The sequence below is a fragment of the Actinokineospora enzanensis DSM 44649 genome (assembly GCF_000374445.1).
Classification (GTDB): domain Bacteria; phylum Actinomycetota; class Actinomycetes; order Mycobacteriales; family Pseudonocardiaceae; genus Actinokineospora; species Actinokineospora enzanensis.
Genome location: NZ_KB894410.1, coordinates 1 through 23698, shown reverse-complemented (window position 1 = coordinate 23698; position 23698 = coordinate 1). Strand labels below are relative to the sequence as shown.

General features: G+C 71.8%; 20 protein-coding genes and 1 tRNA gene. 15 read left to right on the top strand and 6 right to left on the bottom strand.

All coding sequences use genetic code 11. The features are described from left to right. Positions 1-105: 105 nt before the first annotated feature. Genes C503_RS39090 through C503_RS0112120 form a run of 3 tightly spaced genes read right to left on the bottom strand, consistent with a single transcriptional unit; the run spans position 106 to position 3733 of the window. A complete protein-coding gene (locus C503_RS39090; RefSeq protein WP_018682474.1) occupies positions 106-1665 on the bottom strand; it encodes a serine/threonine-protein kinase in 1560 nt (519 codons plus the stop codon). Further along, entirely contained in the window at positions 1662-2915 is a 1254-nt protein-coding gene (locus tag C503_RS0112125; protein WP_018682473.1) for an FHA domain-containing protein, read from the bottom strand. Before C503_RS0112125 ends, C503_RS39090 begins: the two co-directional genes overlap by 4 nt. A gap of 2 nt (positions 2916-2917) precedes the next feature. Beyond that, positions 2918-3733 (bottom strand): PP2C family protein-serine/threonine phosphatase, encoded by an 816-nt coding sequence (locus C503_RS0112120; RefSeq protein ID WP_245572458.1) that lies wholly within the window; start codon positions 3731-3733, stop codon positions 2918-2920. Between the two features lie 279 nt (positions 3734-4012). On the opposite strand from C503_RS0112120, the gene C503_RS44490 reads away from it, so the two are divergent. After that, the gene (locus C503_RS44490; protein WP_084477043.1) at positions 4013-4744 is read left to right on the top strand and encodes a PIN domain-containing protein; all 732 of its coding nucleotides are present in this window, start codon (positions 4013-4015) and stop codon (positions 4742-4744) included. 232 nt (positions 4745-4976) lie between these two features. Here the strand turns inward: C503_RS44490 and C503_RS0112110 are convergent. Continuing rightward, positions 4977-5049 (bottom strand) — tRNA-Thr (locus tag C503_RS0112110). A 175-nt stretch (positions 5050-5224) separates the two neighbouring features. On the opposite strand from C503_RS0112110, the gene C503_RS0112105 reads away from it, so the two are divergent. From C503_RS0112105 to C503_RS0112075, 7 genes are all read left to right on the top strand, one after another. Next, entirely contained in the window at positions 5225-6598 is a 1374-nt protein-coding gene (locus C503_RS0112105) for a threonine/serine exporter family protein (RefSeq protein WP_051114810.1), read from the top strand. Positions 6599-6870: 272 nt separating this feature from the next. After that, positions 6871-8301: an alpha,alpha-trehalose-phosphate synthase (UDP-forming) gene (locus C503_RS0112100; RefSeq protein WP_018682469.1), complete on the top strand. Its 1431-nt coding sequence runs from the start codon at positions 6871-6873 to the stop codon at positions 8299-8301. A gap of 48 nt (positions 8302-8349) precedes the next feature. Continuing rightward, complete coding sequence (otsB, locus tag C503_RS0112095; protein WP_018682468.1) at positions 8350-10878, top strand: trehalose-phosphatase; 2529 nt, start codon at positions 8350-8352, stop codon at positions 10876-10878. A gap of 183 nt (positions 10879-11061) precedes the next feature. Continuing rightward, a complete protein-coding gene (locus C503_RS0112090; protein WP_018682467.1) occupies positions 11062-12153 on the top strand; it encodes a hypothetical protein in 1092 nt (363 codons plus the stop codon). Then, positions 12150-13316: a toxic anion resistance protein gene (locus tag C503_RS0112085; protein ID WP_018682466.1), complete on the top strand. Its 1167-nt coding sequence runs from the start codon at positions 12150-12152 to the stop codon at positions 13314-13316. Before C503_RS0112090 ends, C503_RS0112085 begins: the two co-directional genes overlap by 4 nt. A 2-nt stretch (positions 13317-13318) precedes the next feature. Then, a complete protein-coding gene (locus C503_RS0112080) occupies positions 13319-14950 on the top strand; it encodes a VWA domain-containing protein (RefSeq protein WP_033400546.1) in 1632 nt (543 codons plus the stop codon). Next, entirely contained in the window at positions 14937-15551 is a 615-nt protein-coding gene (locus C503_RS0112075) for a hypothetical protein (RefSeq protein WP_018682464.1), read from the top strand. Before C503_RS0112080 ends, C503_RS0112075 begins: the two co-directional genes overlap by 14 nt. Here the strand turns inward: C503_RS0112075 and radA are convergent. Together radA and C503_RS0112065 are read right to left on the bottom strand one after the other, a co-directional pair. Next, positions 15548-16930, bottom strand: a complete 1383-nt coding sequence (gene radA, locus C503_RS0112070) for a DNA repair protein RadA (RefSeq protein WP_018682463.1) — start codon at positions 16928-16930, stop codon at positions 15548-15550. The two genes, C503_RS0112075 and radA, sit on opposite strands and share 4 nt — an antisense overlap. Before the next feature lie 65 nt (positions 16931-16995). Continuing rightward, positions 16996-17721, bottom strand: a complete 726-nt coding sequence (locus C503_RS0112065; protein ID WP_018682462.1) for a copper chaperone PCu(A)C — start codon at positions 17719-17721, stop codon at positions 16996-16998. Positions 17722-18025: 304 nt separating this feature from the next. Here C503_RS0112065 and C503_RS0112060 point away from each other — a divergent pair, with 304 nt between their 5' ends. The 7 genes from C503_RS0112060 (at position 18026) to rlmB (ending at position 23438) form a co-directional block, all read left to right on the top strand. Beyond that, a complete protein-coding gene (locus C503_RS0112060; protein ID WP_018682461.1) occupies positions 18026-18517 on the top strand; it encodes a CarD family transcriptional regulator in 492 nt (163 codons plus the stop codon). A gap of 52 nt (positions 18518-18569) precedes the next feature. After that, positions 18570-19316, top strand: coding sequence for a 2-C-methyl-D-erythritol 4-phosphate cytidylyltransferase (gene ispD / locus C503_RS0112055; protein WP_051114806.1), 747 nt, complete (start codon positions 18570-18572; stop codon positions 19314-19316). Then, on the top strand, positions 19313-19777 hold the full coding sequence (gene ispF / locus C503_RS0112050) for a 2-C-methyl-D-erythritol 2,4-cyclodiphosphate synthase (RefSeq protein WP_018682459.1): 465 nt from the start codon (positions 19313-19315) through the stop codon (positions 19775-19777). The genes ispD and ispF overlap by 4 nt, the downstream gene beginning before the upstream one ends. Before the next feature lie 70 nt (positions 19778-19847). Then, on the top strand, positions 19848-20243 hold the full coding sequence (locus tag C503_RS0112045; protein WP_018682458.1) for a PPOX class F420-dependent oxidoreductase: 396 nt from the start codon (positions 19848-19850) through the stop codon (positions 20241-20243). 28 nt (positions 20244-20271) lie between these two features. After that, positions 20272-20976 (top strand): HAD family hydrolase, encoded by a 705-nt coding sequence (locus C503_RS0112040; protein WP_018682457.1) that lies wholly within the window; start codon positions 20272-20274, stop codon positions 20974-20976. A gap of 112 nt (positions 20977-21088) precedes the next feature. Beyond that, entirely contained in the window at positions 21089-22480 is a 1392-nt protein-coding gene (cysS, locus tag C503_RS0112035) for a cysteine--tRNA ligase (RefSeq protein WP_018682456.1), read from the top strand. A 1-nt stretch (position 22481) separates the two neighbouring features. Further along, positions 22482-23438, top strand: coding sequence for a 23S rRNA (guanosine(2251)-2'-O)-methyltransferase RlmB (gene rlmB, locus C503_RS0112030; protein WP_026316208.1), 957 nt, complete (start codon positions 22482-22484; stop codon positions 23436-23438). Positions 23439-23698: the final 260 nt, after the last annotated feature.

Here is a 23698-nt window from a genome sequence, read left to right as displayed (position 1 = left end):
CGGTTCGGTGTCGCCTGATAAAACCCACGTGTCCCCTGCCAGAGTCCCCGAGCCGTCTTTGGGCCCTATCGTGCCGGGCGGTGACAATGTTGCAGATTCACCGGGTCACCTTCCACACCCGGGTGGCGACCAGTCGGCGGTCGCGTTCCCACCGTCCAGCCGGATGACCTTGACCTGAACGCAGATCTCGGTTCCCGGGGCGGCCGCGAGGTCCACGTGCGGTTCCGGTTCCGTTCCGTTCCGCGACTGGTCGACGACCCGCCAGGCATACGTATCGGAGTCGAACTGGGCCGAATAGGTCCAGGTGAACCGGATCGTCTCGGTGGTCAACCTGGTCGCGGTGACGGTCGGTCGGCCCGGCGGCGCCTCAGGTCCACCCGCGTTTTGATCTCGCACACCGGGATCCACCGGTGATCGGTCCGGCGCGGGCGGCTGTCCGCCGGAGAGGAGCACCGCCCCGGTGACGGCCGCGGCGACGAGCGCGACCCCGCCGAGCACGAGCGCGGCCCACGGTCGGCGCGGCGCGGGCTGCTCGGGTTCGGGCGTGATGATCGGCTCCGGGACGGTGGGTGTGGGCGACGACACGCTCGGTTCGAGGCGCCACGGGGTCTCGGGCGGGTCGAAGTGGACCGGCACGGGCGGTGGGGTTGCCAATGGACGAACGAGCGATGGACCGATCGGGGCAATCGGCCGCGCGCGGGTCTGTTCGGCCGGTTCGACATAGGACGGTGCCCGGAACCGGGTCTCCGCGCCCGGTTCGGCGGGCGAGCGCAGCCGGGTCTCCTCGACCGGATCCGGCTTGGGCCGCGGCCGCGGGGGTGGCAGCACGGTCGTCTGCGCGGGCAGGTCGCCGCTCTGTTCGACCGCGCGCAACGCCTGGGCGAACTCCCGTGCGCTCCCGTAGCGGTCGCCCGGGTGCGGGGACATCGCGCGGGCCAGGACCCGCTCCAGCTCGGCGGGCACGTCCGGGCGCCCGGTCGGCCGCACGTCCGTGTGCTCGATCCGCTGGACCAGCGCGTCGACCCCGTTGTCCCCGCCGGGCACCTCGAACGGCGACCGGCCTGCCAGCAGGTGCCAGACCGTGGCGCCCAGCGAGTACACATCGGACTGGAAGGTGGACGGCTCGCCGCGCAGCACCTCCGGCGGCGACCACGGCACCGACATCGGCACCCCGGCGTCGGCGGCGAACCCGGTGCCTGCCCGGCCCGCGATGCCGAAGTCCGCCAGCCGGGGCTCGCCCAGCCGGTCGACCAGCACGTTGGCTGGCTTGATGTCCCGGTGCAGGATGCCCACCTCGTGCGCGGCCTGCACCGCGCCCGCGATCCGCACCCCGACCCGCAGCACCTCGGCGACGCCGACGCGCTCGGTGCGCACCCGCTCGGCGAAGTTGGCCCGCGGGTAATAGGGCATGACCAGGAAGGAGCGACCGTCGACGCTCACCCCGGTGAAGAAGACCTGCGCGATGTTGGGGTGGTCGCCGAGTTCGGCCATGGCGTCGGCCTCCTCGGTGAACCGCACCGCGGGCGCGGCGTCCGAGAGCACCTTGACCGCGACCTCGCGCTTGGGCTTGTCCTGGCGGTAGAGGTAGACCTCGGCGAAGCCGCCGGAGCCGAGGAACTTGACCAGGTCCAGACCGGGGATCTCGGGTGGCCCCGGGCGGCTCACCCGGTCACCTCGAACACGAACCCGATGTCCGTGGCCAGGTTCACCACCGTGCCCGGCTGGATCTCCACCGGCTGCCGCGCCACCAGGTCGAAGGGCAGGTCGGCGGGCGGGCACACCACGGTGCCGTTGCGCGAGCCGAGATCGGCCACCAGCACCTGCCAGCCGTGCAGGCGGACCTCGACGTGGTTGCGGGAGATGTCGCCGAGCGGGCTGCGCAGCCGCACCACGTGCGGGCGCACCGGCTGGTCGACGGCGGCGGTGTCGGGTTGTCGGCCGAGCAGCACACCCCGGTCCAGCTGGACCAGGTCGCCGGTGGTGAGCCGGAGGACGCCGAGCGAGGGGCGCGGCACCTCGATCGGTTGCTGCGGCGGCACACCCGACCCGCACACCCGGCAGGACAGCGCGTGCGGCGGGTTCCAGTGCCCTGACTCGCAGCGGATCGCGAGCACCACCATCGGCGTCGGCGGCGCGGACGGGCCGGTGGCGCGCATCCGGGTGGCGCCCGGGTCGTCGGCCACGGCCCAGGCCAGGTGGGTGATGACGTTGGTGGTGCCCTCGGGGATGGCGGGCACCGGCGTCAACAAGGTCGTGTTCCCGATCTCCGGGGCCGGTTCGGAGCGGGATTCCGCGGGCTTGTCGGCGGACACCGGAATGGGCGCGGGCTTCTCGACGGGAATCGGATCCGGCTCGACAGGAATGGGGTCCGGCTCGATGGGAATCGGATCCGGCTCGGCCCCGAAAAGGTGGTCATGGGCGACGGCGTCGGAGACGGGTTCGATCGGCGTGTCCGCCTGCTCCGCGCGGACACCCGCGAGCCGCTGCCCGACGATGATCTCCAGGGCGCCCGCGTGCACGACCCCGCTGTCCAGCGGCAACGCGGGCCCGTCCGCGACCGGGCCGGTGAACAGCAGCCGCGCCAGGGAGCCGGTCAGCCGGGACTCCACCCAGGTGGCCATGCCCTCGGCGGTGACCACCCGTTCGGTGCCGTCGGCGTCGACGGCGGTGACCGTGACCTCGCCGCGCACCACCACCTGCCCGACCCCGTCCGCGTAGCCCGCCACGGCGAACCCGCGCACCGCGCGCAGGCCCTCGGCGACCAGCGCGTTCAGCAGCTCCAGCTCGTCGGCACCGGTCCGGGCGAGCTGCCAGCAGCGGGCCACCAGCGGCGCGTCCGCGGCGGCCGCCACCAGCAGCCAGGTTCGCGGTCCGGTGACCGCCACCCACTGCCCCGGCCGGTACCGGACCTCCATGCTCAGCCCACCTGTCGCGGCGCGGTCTCGTCGTCGGCGGGAGTGTCGCCCGCGCCCGGGTCGGCGGCGACGTGGTCGACCACCACGGTGGTCACGTTGTCCCGGCCGCCCGCGGCCACGGCCGCGCGGACCAGGGTCGCGGCGGCGTCCCGCGGGTCCTCCTCGCGGTCGAGCAGGCCCGCGATGGCCGCGTCGTCCAGCTCGCCGGTGAGGCCGTCGGAGCAGATCAGGAACCGCTCGCCCGCGGTCAGCGGGTACACGAACAGGTCCGGCTCGGGCGCGGCGGGCGACCCGAGGGCCCGGGTGACCACGTTGCGCCGCGGGTCGACGGCGGCCTCGGCGGGGCTCAGCTTCCCCGCCGCCACCAGCTCGCCCACCTCGGAGTGGTCCACGGTCAGCTGCTCCAGCACGCGCACCCCGGGCACGTCCTTCTCGGCGTAGCGGTAGACCCGCGAGTCGCCGACGTTGAACACCACCCAGTGCGGGGACCCGGCGAAGTCGACCAGGCACAGCCCGGTGACCGTGGTCCCCATCCCGGCCTGCTCCGGGTTGCGCGCGGCGGCGGCCAGGATGTCGCCGTTGAGCCGCACGATGTGCCTGCGCACGTCGTCCGGCCGCACCGTGCCCTCGGTGCCCAGCTGCGCCAGCCCGGCCACCGCCAGGCCGCTGGCCACGTCCCCGGCCGCGTGCCCGCCCATCCCGTCGGCCACGGCGAACACGCTGGCCGTGATGACGTAGTTGTCCTCATTGGCCACCCGGACCAGACCGACATCGGTCGCGGCCCCGGCCCGAATCCTCGGTTCCCCGGCCACCGGCACCCCCACACCCTCTACGACGGTCGACGGACACATCGTCCCAGCACAGGCCACCGTTGCACACCTCGCCACGAACCGTGTGCGGGGCGTGTCCGCGCGCGTACGTGGAGTCGGCGGGAACGGCAGGCTCCTCGGGTATTCACCAACTCGTGGGCGCGCATTTCCCAACACGCCGACGGTATTCCCGGGCCGAAAGGAACCGTCTCGGTGATGCAGAAGCTGACCGCAGGGACTCGAACCCGCAGCCTTAAGGGCGCGATCTCGTGTTGCTAAGGTCGTCAGATGCGAGTTGGCATCTACGTCGACGGCTACAATCTGTACTACGGGGGAAGAAAGGCTTGCGGTCGGGGCACACCCGGCTGGCGCTGGCTCGACATTCGCGCCTTGGCAACCAAGTTGGTGGCCGAGCAAGCTCAAATATGGCCGGGAGCGACGGTGCACCGAATCGTCTACTGCACAGCTCGAATCAGCGGAGCAGGGAATCCCAGCGGAGCAGCCGATCAAGACGTTTACCTCAAGGCACTGCTCGCGAGCCGCAGTGTCGACTACATCGAATTCGGCTCCTACATCAGCAAGGTCATCAAGCGTCCACTGGCGACGCCCGACCGGCGCGGCAGGCCGGTAACAGCTCGACCGGCGTGGCCAATCATGATCCAGACTCAGGGACTGGCACAGCCCGCGGCTACGTTCATAGCGTCCGTCGGAACGTGGGAAGAGAAAGGCTCAGACGTCAACGTCGCCTCCCACCTCCTGGTGGACGTGCTGACCGATGCCGTGGACGCGGCTGTCGTGATCAGTAATGACAGCGATCTGCGGATGCCTGTACACGAGGCTTGGCAGCGAGTCCCGGTCGGCGTGGTCAACCCCGGGGGTGGTTACACGGCTGGCGCGCTGTCCAGAGGACCGACCAGCGGCGCAGGTCACCACTGGTGGCGGAGCGTGGTCGCAGCCGACTACACGGGTCAGCAGCTGCCCGATCCGACAGGCGGCTACACGAAACCTCTTGGCTGGTGATGTTGAAGTTTTGAAGCCTCCTGGCTAGGATGAGCAACCATACCCGCCCGGCCCCTCGTGGGCCGGGTTTTCCTTTGCCGCTGGGCGACAGCGCGCCGAGATCCACATCGGGTCCGCTGGTGAGACCACCGCCGACCGTGACCACAATGGACCATCCAGTCGGCCGAGGCGAGAACCGAAGCGCAGCCGTTGACCTGGGCGTTCTCCAAAAGAGGCGCACGATGCGCGCGGGAGCCGGCAGCGGGACTCGAACCCGCAACCTTTCGCTTACAAGGCGAGTGCTCTGCCAATTGAGCTATGCCGGCCTGGCACCGGAGGTGCCTCGACCATCGTAAGCCTCGCCGCCGGTGGGGTTGCGGGCCGGCCCATGATCGGCGACGGTCGTCAGCGGTGGGATGTGTGCCGAGACGGGAGGGCGCGGTGCCGGGGTTCGCGCAGCGGGTGCGGTGGTTGGGGCGCAGGCAGCCGAGTGGGCTGCCGATGCCGCGAACCAACGGGCACCACCTGGGGCAGGCGGCGGTGCAGGGGCCCGCGCTGCCCGAGGAACGCACCGTCCACTCCGTGCTCGACCTGGCGCTGCGCATCGGTGAGGTGCAGATGGCGTCCGGAGCGGGCGCCTCGGACGTGACCGCGACGATCATCGCGGTGTCCGCCGCCTATGGTCTTCCGCACTGCGAGGTGGACGTCATCTTCACCTCGATCACCGTGGCCTGCCAGCGCGGCACCGAGGAGCCGCCGATCACCTCGTTGCGGGTGGTGCGCTCGCGCGGCCTGGACTACACCCGGCTCGCCGATGTGGAGACGCTGGTCGGGCAGATCGCCGCCCGGCTGATCTCGGTCCGGGACGCGCGCGCCGAGCTGGAGCGGATCACGACCGCGCCGCACCCGTACCCGCGCTGGCTGGCGACCGCCGCCTATGCCGGGATGGCGGCCGCGATCACCGTGCTGATCGGCGGCGAGGCGCTGATGGCGGTGTTCGCCGCGCTGATCACCGCGGTGGTGGACCGGGTCGGGCGGGTGCTCAACCGGCGCGCGCTGCCGTTCTTCTTCCAGCAGGTGGTCGGCGGCGGGCTGGCGACCGGGGCGGCGCTGGGGCTGCTGGCGAGCGGGATGCTGAACGTGCGGCCGACCGTGCTGGTGGCCGCGGCGATCACCGTGCTGCTGTCCGGGCTGTCGGTGGTGTCGACCGTGCAGGACGCGATCACCGGCTACAACGTCACCGCGGCAGGCCGCACGATGGAGGTCTCGCTGATGACCGCGGGCCTGATCGCGGGCGTGGTGCTGGCCCTGAACACCGCTACCACGCTCGGCATGGCCTACACCCCGCTCGCCGATCCATTGCCGCCCAGCGCGTTCCGGCTGCCGGTGCAGACGGTGGCGGGTGCCGCCGCGGCCGGGCTGTTCGCCTTGGCCAGCTACGCCAAGCCGCGCGCGCTGCTCGTCGCCGCGGCCGCGGGTGGTGTGGGCACGGCGACCTACGGCGCGCTGACGCTCACCGGGACCAGCCCGATCGCCGCGTCCGGGCTGGCCGCGGTGGTGATCGGGTTCGCCGGTGGCATGATCTCCCGCCGGTTCCGGATGCCGCCGCTGGTGGTCGCGGTGTCCGGGATGGTGCCGCTGCTGCCCGGTCTCACCACCTACCGCGCGGTGTTCGAGCTGGCCGTGGAACGCAGCCTCAACGGCCTGCCCACCCTGATGGTGGCCGCCGCCATCGCCCTGGCCCTGGCCGCGGGCGTCGTACTCGGCGAGTACCTCGCCCAACCCGTCCGCAGCGGCCTGGGCCGCCTGGAACGCCGCCTGGCAGGCCCCCGCATGTCCGGCCCGCTACGCCCCACCGAACGCCGCCTGGAATAGACCACCCCGAGAAGCAACCCCCACGGCCGACCACACACCAACAGCAACCCCAGGGGCACCGTGACGAGACTTCACCACGGCAACCATCTCACCGAGCCAGATACACGGATCGCGACCCAATCTCATAGGGCCGGGCTGGCGGGACCTGTAAACCCCCGGGTGGCGTGAGAGTGGCCACGCCCTTCTCGCACCGGTCGCAGGACGCGGGCGGTGTCGTCAGTGACTAGCCTCAGAGCCGGTATTCCGACGGTCCGACGGGAGGCGCGTCAGGCGTGAGCAGCGAAGACGGTGCCGATTTCATTGTGGCCGCCAACCGGCTGCCGGTCGACCTGGAACGGCTGCCGGACGGCACGCGGCGGTGGAAGCACAGCCCCGGCGGTCTGGTCAGCGCGCTGGAGCCGTTCCTGCGCAGCCACAGCGGGGCCTGGGTGGGCTGGCCCGGGGTGGCCGACGTCGAGGTGGAGGAGTTCACCGAGGACGGTCTGCGGCTGCACCCGGTGTCGCTGACCGGCGACGACGTCCGCGACTACTACGAGGGTTTCTCCAACGCCACGCTCTGGCCGCTCTACCACGATGTGGTGGCGCCGCCGGTGTTCGACCGCGGCTGGTGGGACAGCTACGTCAAGGTGAACCACCGCTTCGCGGAGGCCTGCGCGAAAGTGGCCGCCCAGGGCGCGACCGTGTGGATCCAGGACTACCAGCTGCAGCTGGCCCCGGCGATCCTGCGCGACCTGCGGCCGGATCTGCGGATCGGGTTCTTCCTGCACATCCCGTTCCCGCCCACCGAACTGTTCATGCAGCTGCCCTGGCGTGCTGAGATCGTGCGCGGGCTGCTGGGCGCCGACCTGGTCGGGTTCCACCGGCCCGGCGGCGCGCAGAACTTCCTCTGGCTGGCGCGCAGGCTGCTCGGCCTGGAGCCGACCAGGGGCGCGGTGGGCGTGCGCACCCGTCCGGGCGTCATCCAGCTCGGGGACCGCGCGGTGCGGGTGGGCGCGTTCCCGATCTCGATCGACGCCGCGGGCCTGGACGCGTTGTCGCGCAAGCGGGAAACCGTCGCGCGCACCCAGCAGATCCGGGCCGACCTGGGCAACCCGAAGAAGATCATTCTAGGGGTGGACCGGCTGGACTACACCAAGGGGATCGACCTGCGGCTCTACGCGCTGCAGGAGCTGCTGGCCGAGGGCCGGGTGGACCCGGCCGAGGTGGTCATGGTGCAGCTGGCCACGCCGAGCCGGGAGCGGGTCGAGCACTACCAGCGGATGCGCGGCGACATCGAGCAGGTCGTCAGCCGGATCAACGGGGAGTTCGGGAAGGTCGGCCGCCCGATCGTGCACTATCTGCACCAGTCCGTGGGACGCGCGGAGCTGAGTGCCTTCTTCGCCGCCGCCGACGTCATGTTGGTGACGCCCGTCCGCGACGGCATGAACCTGGTATGCAAGGAATATGTGGCCTGCAGGCACGATCTCGGCGGGGCGCTGGTGCTCTCGGAGTTCGCGGGCGCGGCCGCCGAACTGACCAGTGCCTTCCTGGTGAACCCGCACGACCTCGACGGTGTCAAGAACGCCATGCACGCCGCCCTAACCCTCGATCCCGCGGAGGGGCGCCGTAGGATGCGCGCGCTGCGTCGTCAAGTGCTGACCCACGACGTCGACCGTTGGGCGCGCTCGTTCCTCGACGCGCTGGACCCCGAGCACGCCCACTAGCAACTGAAACCTTTTCGTACCCTGCCTGAAGTCACCAAGGAGAAGGCGTTGACCGCCGAGGCCCTCCCTGCCGAGTTGCGCCGCGCCGTCGTGCAGATCGCCCGCACGCCGCGCCTGCTGGTCGCCTGCGACTACGACGGGACGCTCGCGCCGATCGTGGAGAACCCCGAGCACGCCCGCCCGCACCCGGAGTCGGTGAACGCGCTGCGCTCACTGGCCGGGCTGCACGAGACCACCACGGCGGTGATCTCCGGCCGGGCGCTGCGCGACCTGGCCACGCTGTCCAGACTGCCCGGCGAGGTGCACCTGGTCGGCAGCCACGGCTCCGAGTTCGACGTGGGCTTCGTGCACGCGCTCGACGCCGAGGCGCGCGAGCTGCACCGCCGGATCGAGGCGGAGCTGGAGAAGCTCATCGAGGGCGCGGAAGGCGTGGCGCTGGAGGTCAAACCCGCCAGCATCGCCGTGCACGTGCGCCGGGCCGAGCCCGCGGTCGCCGAGTCGGTGCTGGACAAGGTCCGCACCGGCCCGTGCACCTGGTCCGGTGTCGAGGTCACCGAGGGCAAAGCGGTGGTGGAGCTGGCCGTGGTGCAGACCGACAAGGGCCACGCGCTGGACATCCTGCGGCACCAGGTCGGCGCCACCGCGGCGATCTTCGTCGGGGACGACGTGACCGACGAGAAGGCGTTCGCCCGGCTGTCCGGCCCGGATCTCGGGGTCAAGGTGGGCGACGGCGAAACCGGTGCCGCCTACCGGATCCCGGACCCGATCGCGGTGGCCACCACGCTGGCGCTGCTGCTGGAGGAGCGCCGCAACTGGCTCTACGGCGAGCAGGCGCCGCCCATCGAGCGTCTGTCCATGTTGGCCAATGAGCGGTCGGTGGCGCTGGTGACCCCGGACGCCCGGCTGACCTGGCTGTGCCACCCCGAACCGGACTCCGCCGCGGTGTTCGCCGACCTGCTCGGCGGCGCCACCGCCGGGCACTTCTCGGTGTCCCCGGAGCGCGGCGGGCTGCCGCTGGGCCAGCGCTACCTGCCGGGCACGATGACCGTGGAGACGCGCTGGTCCGGCCTGCTGATCACGGACTACCTTGAGCACGGCGCCGACCCGCACCGCACCGACGTGACCCGGGTGATCTCCGGCAGCTCGGCCGCGGTCGTGGAGTTCGCGCCCCGCCCCGAGTTCGGGCAGGTGCAGGTACGGCTGGAGGCGACCGCGGACGGCCTGCGGGTGTCCGGCACCTCCGACCCGATCGCGTTGCGCGCGCCGGGCGTGGTCTGGGAGATCACCTCGGACGGCATGGTCGACTCGGCGCGCGCGGTGGTGCAACCGACGCCGGACGTGCCGGTGGTGCTCGAACTGCGGTGCGGCACCGACGACCTGAGCCCGCACCCGGTTGCGCTGGACGCCCGGCGCGCCCGCGCGGCCGGTTACTGGACCGACTGGCTGGACACGCTGTCGCTGCCGCCGGTGGAGAAGGACCTGGTGGCCCGGTCCGCGCTGACCCTGCGCGGCCTCTGCCACAGCGAGACCGGCGCGATCATGGCCGCGGCCACCACCTCGCTGCCGGAGGAGATCGGCGGCATCCGCAACTGGGACTACCGCTACTGCTGGCTGCGCGACGCCTCGATGACCGCGAAGGCGTTGGTGTCGCTGGGTTCCACGGCCGAGGCCGAGGCGTTCCTGGAGTGGGTGCACGGCGTGCTGGCCACCATCCCCGGCCCGGAGCGGCTGCACCCGCTGTACACGATCGCGGGCACCACGCTCGGGCCGGAGGCGGTGATCGACACCCTGCCAGGCTATGCGGGCTCGCGGCCGGTGCGGGTGGGCAACCTGGCCAACCAGCAGGTGCAGCTGGACGTGTTCGGCCCGGTGGTGGACCTGGTCGCGGCGCTGGCCGAGGCCAAGGGGACGCTGTCGGACGGCGACTGGACGATGGTCCAGGCCATGGCCGAGGCGGTCACCCGGCGCTGGCACGAGCCGGACCACGGCATCTGGGAGGAGCGGCACCGCCCGCGCCACCACGTGTACTCGAAGGTCATGTGCTGGCTGACCATCGACCGGGCGATCAGGCTGGCGGACGCGCACGGCCGCAAGGCCGAGCCGGACTGGGCCGGGCTGCGCGACCGGATCGCCGAGGACGTGCTCAGCAACGGGTGGAACGACGAGGTCCGCTCGTTCACCACCGCCTACGACGGCACCGACCTGGACGCGGCCACCCTGATGATCGGCATGGTCGGCCTGATCGACCCGACCGACGAGCGGTTCCAGGCCACCGTCACGGCCACCGAGGCGGAGCTGCGCAGCGGGTCGACGGTGTACCGCTACCACCGCGACGACGGCCTGCCCGGCGACGAGGGCGGCTTCCACATCTGCGCGGCCTGGATGATCGAGGCCTACCTGCTGACCGGGCGACGCCCGGAGGCGGAGGACCTGTTCGCGCAGATCGTGGACGCGGCCGGGCCGACCGGGCTGCTGCCGGAGGAGTACGACCCGGTGGCCGAGCGCTCGCTGGGCAACCACCCGCAGGCGTACTCGCACCTCGGCCTGATCCGCTGCGCCCAGCTGCTGGCGGGCTGACCAGCACCCGACCGCGAACGGCGGACCTGCCCACCGGGCGGGTCCGCCGTTCCGCGTCTGTCCACAGCCGACCCGAGGAGCACACAAGTCACCCAGCGTTCATTTGCGCTTCATCACCAGATCGGGTGAACCCACGTCCTAGGCAGTGTCCGCGCGACATGCTCGACGGCGAGGAGGGGGCGAATGAAACGACAGGTCAGCATTGGTCTGGCGGTGGTGTTGCTCGCCGCGGTGGTCGTCGCGATCATCATGGGTTCGGGTGACGACGACCCGCCCGAGGCCGGGCTCACCACGGTGCGTGGTGTGGGCGGCTCGGAGAAGGCGGCCTACTTCGCCGACCAGCGGGTGGTCGCCGCGTTCGCGAAGCACGGCCTGAAGGTCGAGTTCGACTCGGCCGGTTCCCGCCAGATCGCCACCACGGTCGACCTGGCCCCGTACGACTTCGCGTTCCCGTCCTCCGCGCCGGCGGCGCAGAAGATCCAGCAGGACCGGAAGGTCACCAAGGTCTACACGCCGTTCTTCTCGCCGATGGCCGTGGCCACCTTCGCGCCGATCGCCGACCTGCTGACCGCACATGGCGTGGTGCGGCCCGGCCCGACCGGCGACTACCAGGTGCTGGACGTGGCCGCCTACCTCGACCTGGCCGCCAAGGGCACCCGCTGGGACCAGCTGCCCGGCAACACCGCTTACCCGGCGCGCAAGAACGTGCTGATCACCACCACCGACCCGCGCGACTCCAACTCGGCCGCCATGTACCTGTCCGCGGTCTCCTTCGTGGCCAACGGCAACGCGGTGGTGAGCAGCCCGGAGGCGGAGGCGAAGGTGCTGCCCGAGCTGACCCGGCTGTTCCTGGACCAGGGCTACACGCAGAACAGCTCCGAGGGCCCGTTCGAGGACTATCTGGCCGCGGGCATGGGCAAGACCCCGCTGGTGATGATCTACGAGTCGCAGTACCTGGACCGGCAGGGCCGCGCCGACGGGTCGATCCGGCCGGAGATGCGGTTGCTCTACCCGGCGCCCACGGTGCTGTCCAAGCACACCCTGGTGCCGTTGCAGGGCCGCGGCGACCAGGTCGGCCAGCTGCTCACCACCGACCAGGAGCTGGTCCGGCTGGCCGCCGAGTCCGGCTTCCGCACCAGCGACCCGAAGGTGTTCGCCCAGGTGGTGGCCGACCGGAAGCTGACCGCGCCGCGCGACCTGGTCGACGTGGTCGAGCCGCCCAGCTACGAGACGCTGGAACGGCTGCTCGACGCCGTCGGGAAGCAGTACAAATGACCGAGCTGTCACTGACGCCGCCCGATCCCGTGGACCCGGTGCCGGTCGAGCGGGTCGCGGGCCTGGTCCCGTTGGACGAGCCGACCAGGCTCGCCGCCGCCGAGCGGGCAGGCGAGTTCGCCGCGCAGCTGGGCGCGTTGGACCCGCGCTCCCCCGATTTCACCGCCAAGGTGGACGAGCTGCTCGCGGTCGGCGAGGCCGACATGCGGGTGGCGTCCGCGATCGCGGCGAGCCTGCTGGACCGGTCGGTGGACGCGCTGGCGGGCGCGCAGGGCAGGCGCGCGGGCGCCGAGCAGCGGGTCACCACGAGCCTGGCCGAGCTGCGCCGCACGGTCACCGAGCTGGACCCGGGCGGGCTGCCGACCACCCCGCGCAAGCTGCTCGGCCTGATCCCGATGGGCAACCAGGCCAAGCGCCTGCTGGACCGTTACCTGGCCGCGAACACACCGGTGAACCAGCTGGTGGTCGATCTGCGCACGCGGCAGGACCAGCTGCGCCGGGACAACGCGGCGATCAAGGGCGAGCGTGCCCGGCTGTGGGACAACATGTCCCGGCTGGCCGAGACCGCCGCGTTCGCCGAGGCGCTGGACGGCGCGGTCGAGCGGCAGGCGGGGATCCTGGACTACGCCGACCCCGCGGCGGCGAACGCGTTGCGCGCGGACGTGCTGCACCCGGTCCGGCAGCGGCACCAGGATGTGCTGACCCAGCTGGCCGTCTGTGCGCAGGGCTACCTCGCGCTGGATCTGGTGCGCCGCAACAACGACGAACTCATCCGGGGCGTCGAACGGGCCTGCTCGACCACGGTGTCCGCGTTGCGGGTCGCGCTCGCGGTGAGCGGCGCGTTGGCCGGACAACAGGACGTGCTCGACGAGGTCGACGCGTTGCGGTCCACCACCGAGGGCCTGATGCGCAGCAACAACGACCTGCTGGCACTGCAAACCGAGCGGATCCGGCAGGCGAGCAGCGACCCCGCCGTGGGCCTGGCGGCGATCCGCGAGTCGTTCGACCAGATCTACCGGGCGATCGACGCCGTCGACTCGTTCCGGGCGGGCGCCACCGAGAGCATGGCCACCACCGTGGCCGCGTTGACCGGGGAACTGCGCCGCGCGGAGGACCACCTACGCCGGTCCCGGGCCGGACAGCTCAGCGAGGAAACGAAGTGAACATGTTACGGCACAGGCGGTTTCCCGCCCTCGCCCTGTCCTTGCTGGCGGCCACCGGTCTACTCGCCGGGTGTTCCGACGACTCCGGTTCGAAGCCGGAGCCGAGTCCGGCGGAACCGGGCAAGCTGCGGGTGCTCGCGGGCAGCGAGCTGGCGGATCTCAAACCGGTGCTGGACCGCGCCGCGCAGGCGACCGGCGTGCGGGTGGAGTTCACCTTCTCCGGCACGATCGAGGCCGCCGAGACCCTGGCGGCGGGCGGCGCGGACGGCGCGTATGACGCGGTGTGGTTCTCCGCCAACCGCTACCCGCAGGCCCTGCCGGAGGCCGCGCGCAGGTTGGGCAACCAGACGAAGATCATGAGCTCGCCGGTCGTGCTGGGTCTGGCGAAGTCCAAGGCGGACGCGCTCGGCTGGACCGGGAAACCGGTGACCTGGACGGACATCGCCAAGGCCGCCGAGGAGAAGAAGTTCAGCTACGGCATGACCGACCCGTCCGCGTCGAACTCCGGGTTCTCCGCGCTGGTCGGTGTTGCCTCCGCGCTGGCGGGCACCGGTGCCGCGGTCACCGCGGGCCAGGTCGGCGCGGTGACCCCGGAGCTGAAGAAGTTCTTCGCCGCGCAGGTGCTGAGCGCGGGCTCCTCCGGCTGGCTCTCCGACGCCTACCAGCGCCGGGCCACCGGCGCGGACCCCGGGCAGAAGATCGACGGTCTGGTGAACTACGAGTCGGTCCTGTTGTCCCTCAACGCCGCGGGCACCCTGCCCGAGCCGCTTGCGCTGATCTACCCGAGCGACGGCGTGGTCACCGCGGACTACCCGCTGACATTGCTGTCGGGCGCGAACGAACAGGCCCGTGGCGACTACCAGCGGCTCACCGACTTCCTGCGCACCCCCGACACGCAGCGCGAGATCATGACCAGCACGCATCGGCGGCCCGCGATCCCCGGCGTGGACCTGTCCGCGGGCTTCGGCCCGAAGGACCTGGTGGAACTGCCGTTCCCGGCGACCCAGGACGCGTTCGACGCGCTGCTGTCGGCCTACTTCGACCAGATCCGCCACCCCTCGCGCACGATCTACGTGCTGGACACCTCGGGTTCCATGGCGGGCGAACGGATCGACGCGCTGCGCACGTCCCTGGTCGGGCTGACCGGCGTGACCAACGACCTGGTCGGCAAGTACCGACGCTTCCACGGCCGGGAGGAGGTCACGTTCATCCCGTTCAACACCACACCGCAGGCGCCGATCTCGTTCACCGTCCCGGAAACCGACCCGCAGGCGGAACTGGACAAGATCAAGCAGACCGCGCAGGGCCTGTCCGCGAGCGGCGGCACCGCCATCTACGACAGTCTCGACCAGGCATACCGGCTGCTCGGCCAGGGCCCGCCCGCCGACCGGTTCACCTCCATCGTGCTGATGACCGACGGCGAGAACACCAGCGGCTCGGAGTACGCCGACTTCGAGCGCGCGCAGGCGGCCCGATCGCCGGAGCTGCGCGGCGTGCCGGTGTTCACGGTGCTCTTCGGCGAGGGCAGCCAGTCCGAAATGGACGGCCTGGCCAAGCTCACCGGCGGCAAGGTGTTCGACGCCAGGGGCAACGGGCTGCAGCAGGTGTTTCGGGAGATCCGTGGCTACCAGTAGGCGGGTCGTCGGGTACCTGGGGTCGACCAAGAACCTGGTCGGCTGTGTCGGCGGCCTACTCGGGATCGGCCTGCACGCCCTGGGCATCGGCGGCGGGCTGTGGCCGGTCGTGGTGGTCGGGCTCTACCTGGTGGGCGCGCTCGCCGCCCCGCCGGAGAAGGTGCACCTGACGGTCGACCCGGCCGACGCCGCGTCGCGACTGCGCGCGGACATGACGGCCCTGCTGGACAAGGTCCGCACGGCGGCCAGCCGCATGCCCGAGGGCGCGCTGCCCCGGCTGGAGCGGATCGTCGAGGTGCTCGACTCCCTGCTGACCCGCCCGGACGAGCTGGCCGCCGACCCGGAGGCGCTGCACGGCACGACCCGCCTGGTACGGGTGGACGTGCCGCTGGCGGTGGAGACCTACCTGAACCTGCCGTGGTGGCTGTCGGTGGCCAAGAAGGTCAACTCGGGCACCCCCACGGCGGCCGAGGAGCTGCTGACCCAGCTGGAACTCCTGACGAAGGACGCGGAAACGGTCTCCGGCCGCTTCTTCGCCGACGACCTCCGCAAACAGTCAGACCACACCCGATACCTACGCGACCGAGCCGACGAGAGTTAGGCGCGCAGGACCTGAAGATTGTGCATGGCGGAGGCGAGGTCGCTGACCGAACGGACCTCGATGCCGTCGGGCAGGTCGCCCGGGTCCGGTGGGACCAGGGCCTTGGTGAAGCCCAGCCGGACCGCCTCGGTGAGGCGAGCGCGTACCCCGGAGACCCGGCGCACCTCGCCCGCCAGGCCGACCTCGCCGAGGACGACCAGGTCCGGCGGCAGCGCCACGTCCCGCGCGGCCGTGGCCACCGACAGGGCGACCGCCAGGTCGGCGGCGGGCTCGGGGATCTTCATGCCGCCCACGGTGGCGGTGAACACGTCCGCGTCGCCCAGTCGCACGCCGCCGCGGCGTTCCAGCACGGCCAGGACCATCGCCACCCTGGCCGAGTCCAGACCGGAGACCGCGCGCCGGGGCGTGCCCAGGTGCGAGCGGGCCACCAGGGCCTGCACCTCGCCGAGCAACGGCCGCTTGCCCTCCACCGCCACGGTGACCGCGGTGCCCGCCACGCCGGTGTCGCGGCGGTTCAGGAACAGCCCGGACGGGTCCGGCACGCCCACGATGCCCCGGTCGACCAGCTCGAAGCAGCCGATCTCGTCGGCCGGGCCGAACCGGTTCTTCACCCCGCGCAGCAGCCGCAGCGCCGAGTGCCGGTCGCCCTCGAAGTGCAGCACGACGTCGACGAGGTGCTCCAGCACGCGCGGGCCCGCGATCGAGCCCTCCTTGGTGACATGTCCCACCAGCAGCACCGGCAGGCCGCGCTCCTTGGCCAGCGCCACCAGCGCGGCGGTGACCGCGCGCACCTGGGTGACGCCGCCGGGCGCGCTGTCGACCGCGGGCGAGGACATGGTCTGCACGGAGTCGACCACCAGCAGACCCGGGTTCACCGCGTCCACGTGCCCGAGGATCGCGGCCACGTCGCTCTCGGCGGCCAGGAACATCGACTTGTGCACGTTGCCGGTGCGCTCGGCACGCAGCCGCACCTGCCCGGCGGACTCCTCGCCGGTGACGTAGAGGGTCGGCCCGTTGTCGCCCTCCAGGGCCGCCCACTGGTAGGCGACCTCCAGCAACAATGTCGACTTGCCGACTCCGGGCTCGCCCGCGAGCAGCACCACCGCGCCGGGTACCAATCCGCCACCGAGCACCCGGTCCAGCTCGGACACACCGGTCGTACGCGCCTTCGCCGACTCCACGTCGACCTCGGCAATCGGCCGCGCGGGTGAGCTGGGCGCGCCCGCCGCGATCCGCACCCGGGGCACGCCGACCTCCTCCAGGCTCCCCCAGGCCTGGCACTCCGGGCAGCGGCCGAACCACTTGGCCACCGTGTGCCCGCACTCGGCACAGCGGTAGCCGGACTTGGCCGGGCTCGGCTTGGTCGTCTTCGTCACCACGCGGCCACGCTACGGGTGCTCCCCGACAGCGCGGAGATCACCCACGAACGGCCCGGCGCTCAGGCTCAGTGCTCGGCGGCCTCGGCGCGCGGCCCGTTCGGGGCGGCGATCGGCAGGTTCACGGTGATCTGCCCGGCCTTCTCGAAGATGAAGGTGACCGGCACGTTACGGCCCGGGTACAGCACCACGCCCAGGTCCTTCAGGACGATCTCGGCCTTGCCCAGGTCGAGCTTCCTGGTGGTGGTCTCCGCCGGGGTGCTGCTGGTCGGCGGCACCGAGGAGCTACCGGTGGTGGTGGTCGCGCCGGACGGCTTACCGGTCGTGGTCGTCGCGGACCCGGTGGTGGTCGTCGGTGTGGCGGTGGTCGTGGTCGGGGTGGGCGTGGTGGCCGCGACCGAGGTGCCCTCGGCCTGCTTGCCCGGCTCGCCGACCTGGATGGCGAAGCCGCCCGGCAGGTTGGTGTCGCCGACGACCTCGACCGCGCCCGCCACCGGGCTGGTGACCTCGACCAGCCGGTCGGCGGTCCCGCCGATGTTGACCAGGGTGAGCACCAGCGGCGCGTCCGCGCCCTTGGCGTAGTGGCCGTCGGTCGGGAACGCGAGCATGGCGTCGCGCACCGCGACCTTGCCCGCCTCGGCCTTCGCGCCGTTCACGGCGGGCAACTGGGAATCGGTCTGGGTGATCTGCCCGGAGCCGCACCCGGCGGCACCGAGGAGGGCTGCGAGACCGAGGCCCAGCATCGCCGGGGCAAGGCGCAGCCGACCGGTCGTGTTCTGCTGTGCACGGCTCACGGGGGCTCCTGCGTCGCTAGCGGACATTCCACCTACCGGCAGGAAGCCTAGCCGGGGCAAGAGATCGAGCCCGCGCGTGGTCGCACAATCACCCGAGGGGTGTCGGCACAATCACGTCCACAGTGGAGTAGATCGACTTCCGGCGAACCGGGAGGTGACAGCCCGCTGAGTACGCACAAACAGCTCTTGTCAACCCCCCGGTGTTCCCTGATGTGGCCCTTGACCTGCGCAGACGGTCGCGGGTCCATCTCCTGGACCGTGCGACCCGTGTTAAGATGGGGACAGCGAAAGGGGCAGAGGACACATGGTTTTCAAGGTCGGAGAGACCGTCGTCTACCCGCACCACGGTGCCGCACTCATCGAAGCGATCGAGACCCGCGTGATCAAGGGCGAGGAGAAGAAGTACCTCGTCCTCAAGGTCGCACAGGGTGACCTCACGGTTCGCGTCCCCGCAGACAACGCCGAGATCGTCGGTGTGCGGGACGTCGTGGGCCAGGAGGGCCTCAACCGCGTCTTCGACGTGCTGCGCGCGCCGCACACCGAGGAGCCGACGAACTGGTCGCGTCGGTACAAGGCCAACCTGGAGAAGCTCGCCTCCGGCGATGTGAACAAGGTGGCCGAGGTGGTGCGAGACCTCTGGCGGCGGGAGAAGGATCGCGGCCTGTCCGCTGGCGAGAAGCGGATGCTGGCCAAGGCGCGGCAGATACTGGTCAGCGAGCTCGCGCTGGCCGAGGGCACCGACGAGGACAAGGCCGAGGTCCTGCTCGACGAGGTCCTGGCCACCGCAACCGTCTGACCCGCACGTCCCGACCGGGCCGCCCGGCGGATCCGGCCCGATTGAGACCTGCATGACACCCCCTGGGACACCCCCGACCCAGCCGACCGGCTCGCCCGTCGGGCACCCGGCGACCGCCGTGGCGCTCGTGCCCGCGGCGGGCCGCGGTACCCGGCTCGGGTTCGGTGTGCCCAAAGCGTTGGTCCCGGTGCGTGGGACCGCTCTGCTCACCCATGCCGTGCGCGGCCTGCTCGACGCGGGCCGCGTGCGGCATGTCGTGGTTGCCGCCCCACCCGCCGAGGTGGCGGCGACCGCGGCCCTACTCGCCGAGGCGGGCCTGGCCGCCGAGGTCGTGCCAGGTGGGGCCGACCGCACCGACTCCGTCCGCCGCGCGCTGGCGCACGCGCTGGTCGTGGCGCCGGACGCCCGGGTCGTGCTGGTGCACGACGCCGCCCGCGCGTTCACCCCGGCGGCGGTCATCAACGCCGTCGTGGACGCCGTCGAGGCGGGCGCGCCCGCGGTGATCCCGGTCCTGCCGATGGCCGACACGGTCAAGCAGGTCGACTTCGCCGGCACCGTGCTGACCACCCCCGACCGGGCCGCGCTGCGCGTCGTGCAGACCCCCCAGGGCTTCGACGTGGCCACGCTGACCAGGGCGTATGCCGAGGCGGGCGATTCCGCCACGGATGACGCCGGGCTGGTGGAGAAGATCGGCGTGCCGGTGGCCACGGTGCCCGGCCATCCCTATGCGATGAAAGTCACAACCCCCTTTGACCTGGCCATTGCCGAATCCGTGCTGGCCGCCGAGGAGCTTGCGTGAGGGTCGGGATCGGCACGGATGTTCACCCGATCGACCTAACCCGACCGTGTTGGATCGCCGGGCTGCACTGGCCGGGCGAGGCAGGCTGCACAGGTGACTCGGACGGGGACGTGGCCGCGCACGCATTGTGCGACGCGCTGCTGTCCGCGGCCGGGCTCGGCGACCTCGGCGCGGTGTTCGGCACCGGCGACCCGCGCTGGGCGGGCGCCTCCGGTGTCACCCTGCTGGGCGAGGTGCGGGTCCGGGTCGAGGCGCTCGGGCTGCGGGTGGGCAACGCCGCGGTGCAGGTGATCGGCAACCGGCCCAAGATCGGCAAGCGGCGGGCGGAGGCGCAGGAGGCGCTGTCCGCGGCGGTCGGCGGGCCGGTGTCGGTGTCCGGCACCACCACCGACGGCCTCGGCCTCACCGGCCGCGGCGAGGGCATCGCCGCCGTGGCGACCGTGCTGCTGTTGTCCGGCTGAGCTGCTGACCCGGCGTTTCCGCCGGTCGGGATCACCGGCGACCGGGTGCGCGTGGTCGTAAGTTCGGACCATGGCATCCACACTTTCCGACGCGGCACGCGCGCTCATCGACGGCGACAACTACGCCACCCTGGCCACCCTCAACCCCGACGGCAGCCCGCAGACCTCGGTGCTGTGGGTCAAGGTCGACGGCGGCGACCTGCTGCTGTCCACTACCCGGGGCAGGCAGAAGGAGAAGAACCTCAGCCGGGACCCGCGGGTCAGCGTCACCATCTACGACCGCACCAACCCGTACCGCTACGTCGAGGTCCGCGGCGACGCCCGGCTCAGCGAGGAGGGCGGCCGCGAGCTGATCGACGAGCTCTCGCAGAAATACACCGGCGGCCCGTACACCAACGACGCCCCGGACGCGGTGCGCGTGGTGGTGCGGATCACCCCGGAGCGCATCACCGGCCGCGCCACCTGACAGCGAGCGCATGTGACGTATCTCTAGCATGGACGCCGTGGCCATCCGCGGCGTCCTGCTGGACTTCTCCGGCACCCTGTTCCGTCTGGAACCGGGTGTCGAGTCCGTCGACGGCCTGCACCACATGGACGGCACCCCGGTCGGCACCGACCGTTACATCGAGCTGATCACCAGCCTGAACACCGTCGGCGAGAAGGTGCCCACGGGCCTGCCCACCGGCCTGCACGAGCACTGGCACCGCCGCGACCTGGACCTGGCCGCGCACCGCGACGCCTACCTGCACCTGCTGGCCGACCCGGCGCACCGGCTGGCCGAGGGCATGGCCGCCCGGCTCTACGACGTCATGCTCACGCCAGCCGCCTGGCGCCCCTACCCGGACGCCGAGGCCGCGCTGCGGCTGCTGCGCGCCCGGGGCGTCCCGGTGGCCGTGGTCAGCAACATCCCGTGGGACATCCGCGACACCTTCGCCCACCGCGGCCTGGCCGACCTGGTGGACGCGTACGTGCTCTCCTACGCCGAGGGCCTGATGAAGCCCGCGCCCGAGCTGTTCGCCCTGGCCTGCGCGCGTATCGACCGCGCCCCCGGCGAGACGCTGATGATCGGCGACAGCGCGGCCATCGACGGCGCAGCCGCGCAGGTCGGCTGTCGATTCGAGCGGGTGGAGCCGCAGGCGACCGCGAACCGTCCCGACGCGCTGCTCGACGCGTTGCGCACCCACGGGATCGCGGAGTAACCGCCAGGTCGGGCACCCCGGGTTGCCGACCGGCAGCCAACCGGGCACCGGTGACGGACATCGTGGCCCGTACCATTCTCCCGTAAACGCTTGCTCCCACCAGGAGATAGCCGTGTCCCTGCACATCCACGACAGCGCGAGCCGCACCTTGCGCGAGTTCGCCCCGCGCGTCCCCGGCCAGGTCTCGATCTACCTCTGCGGCGCGACGGTGCAGGGCGTCCCGCACATCGGGCACGTGCGCAGCGGGCTGAACTTCGACGTGCTGCGCCGCTGGCTGGCGCACGGCGGCGCGGACGTGCGGCTGATCCGCAATGTCACGGACATCGACGACAAGATCCTGGCCAAGGCCGCCGAGGCGGGCAGGCCGTGGTGGGAGTGGGCGGCCACGCACGAGCGGGCCTTCGACGAGGCCTATGCCGCGCTGGGCTGCCTACCGCCGTCCGCGGGGCCACGGGCCACCGGGCACGTCACCCAGATGGTGGAGATGATGCAGCGGCTCATCGACGCCGGGCACGCCTACGCCGAGGGCGGTGACGTGTATTTCTCGGTGTCGTCGTTCCCGGCCTACGGCGAGCTGTCCGGCGCCAAGCCGGACGAGGTGCAGCAGGGCGAGTCGGCGGGCCGGGGCAAGCGCGACCCGCGCGACTTCACGCTGTGGAAGTCCGCCCGCGAGGGTGAACCGTCCTGGCCGACGCCGTGGGGTCCGGGCAGGCCGGGCTGGCACCTGGAGTGCTCGGCGATGGCCTACACCTACCTGGGGCCGGAGTTCGACATCCACGGTGGCGGCATCGACCTGCTGTTCCCGCACCACGAGAACGAGCAGGCCCAGTCGCGCGCGGCCGGGGACGGGTTCGCCCGGTACTGGATGCACAACGCGTGGGTGACGCTCAGCGGCGAGAAGATGTCGAAGTCGTTGGGCAACACGGTGTCGATCCCGGAGATGCTGAACCGGGTGCGTGCCCAGGAGCTGCGCTACTACCTGGCCGTGCCGCACTACCGATCGGTGATCGAGTACTCGGAGGCCGCGCTGCAGGAGTCGGTGCGTGCCTACCAGCGCATCGAGAACTTCCTACAGAAGGTCGTGCAGCGCACCGGCACGGTGGCGGCCAGCGCGCCAGCGCCGGAGTTCGTCGCGGCCTTGGACGACGACCTGTCCACCCCGGGCGCGATGGCCGTGGTGCACAACTCGGTGCGGATCGGCAACGGCGCCCTGGACGCGGGCGACGAGACGGGCGCCCGGGAGGCGGCCGCCACCGTGCGCGCGATGACCGGCGTGTTCGGTCTCGACCCGCTGTCCCCGGACTGGGCCGCGGGCTCCGGCGCGGAAGCGGGTCTGCACCAGGCGCTGGACGCCCTCGTGGGCACCATGCTGGAGGAACGCCAGCGCGCCCGCGCCGCCCGCGACTTCGCCATGGCGGACGCACTGCGCGACCGCCTGCTGAGCGCGGGCATCGCCGTCGAGGACACCCCCGACGGTCCACTATGGACATTGAAGGACAGCTGACGTGGCAGGGAACTCCCGGCGCCAGGGCGCGATGCGCAAACCGGGCACCAAGAAGGGCGCCGTGGTCGGCTCCGGCGGCCAGCGGCGCAAGGCGTTGCAGGGCAAGGGCCCCACCCCCAAGGCCGAGGACCGCCCCGGCCACAAGGCGCACCGCCAGGCCAACGCGATCGCCAGGCGCGCCGCGGCCAAGACCTCGGACAAGGCGGGCAACGAGCTCGTCGCGGGCCGCAACCCGGTCGTGGAGTGCCTGCGCGCGGGCATCCCGGCGACGGCGCTGTACGTCGCCCTGGGCATCGAAGCGGACGACCGGGTCGCCGACGCGGTGCGGATGGCGGCCGACCGGGGCATCTCGGTGCTGGAGGTCTCCCGGCCGGAGCTCGACCGGTTGACCGCGGGGGCCATGCACCAGGGCTTGGGGCTCCAGGTGCCGCCGTTCGAGTACGCGCACCCGGACGAGCTGTTGGAAACGGCCGCGGGCACCGGCGAGGCACCCTTGTTGGTGGCGCTCGATGGTGTGACGGATCCGCGCAATCTCGGTGCTGTCATTCGGTCCGCGGCGGCGTTCGGGGCCAACGGGGTTCTGTTGCCGCAGCGGCGGAGTGCCGGGATGACCGCGGTGGCTTGGCGGACCAGCGCGGGCACCGCCGCCAAGTTGCCGGTCGCCATCGCCACCAACCTGACGCGTCAGCTGCGGGCCTATGCCGAGCAGGGGCTGATGATCGTCGGGTTGGATGCCGACGGCACCATGGAGCTGGACGACCTGCACCTGGCCACCGGGCCGTTGGTCGTGGTGGTCGGGTCCGAGGGGCGGGGGCTCACCCGGCTGGTCCGGGAGAGCTGTGATGCCACGGTGTCGATCCCGATGGCCGCTGGCGTGGAGTCGTTGAACGCCTCGGTCGCGGCCGGGGTCGTGTTGGCGGAGGTCGCCCGCAGGCGGCGGCTGGAAGGCCGCGTCTAGGCGCTGTCCGGTAAGTCTGGTGCGCGGGATTCGTGATCCGCGTGGTCTCTGGGCGTGCGGGCGGGAAGCCGCACGTACCGGGTTGTACTTGGGCTTTCCGCCCGTGCGGCCGGAGGCCGCGCGGGCGCGGATAGCGCGTGCCGGACTTGCCGGACAGCGCCTAGTCCGAGGTGCTTGGTGCCGGGTTCCCCCGAGTCCGGCAACACCTGGCCCGCGCCATGCGAGACTCCATCCGGGATGACGACGTCGCCGTCCCGGAT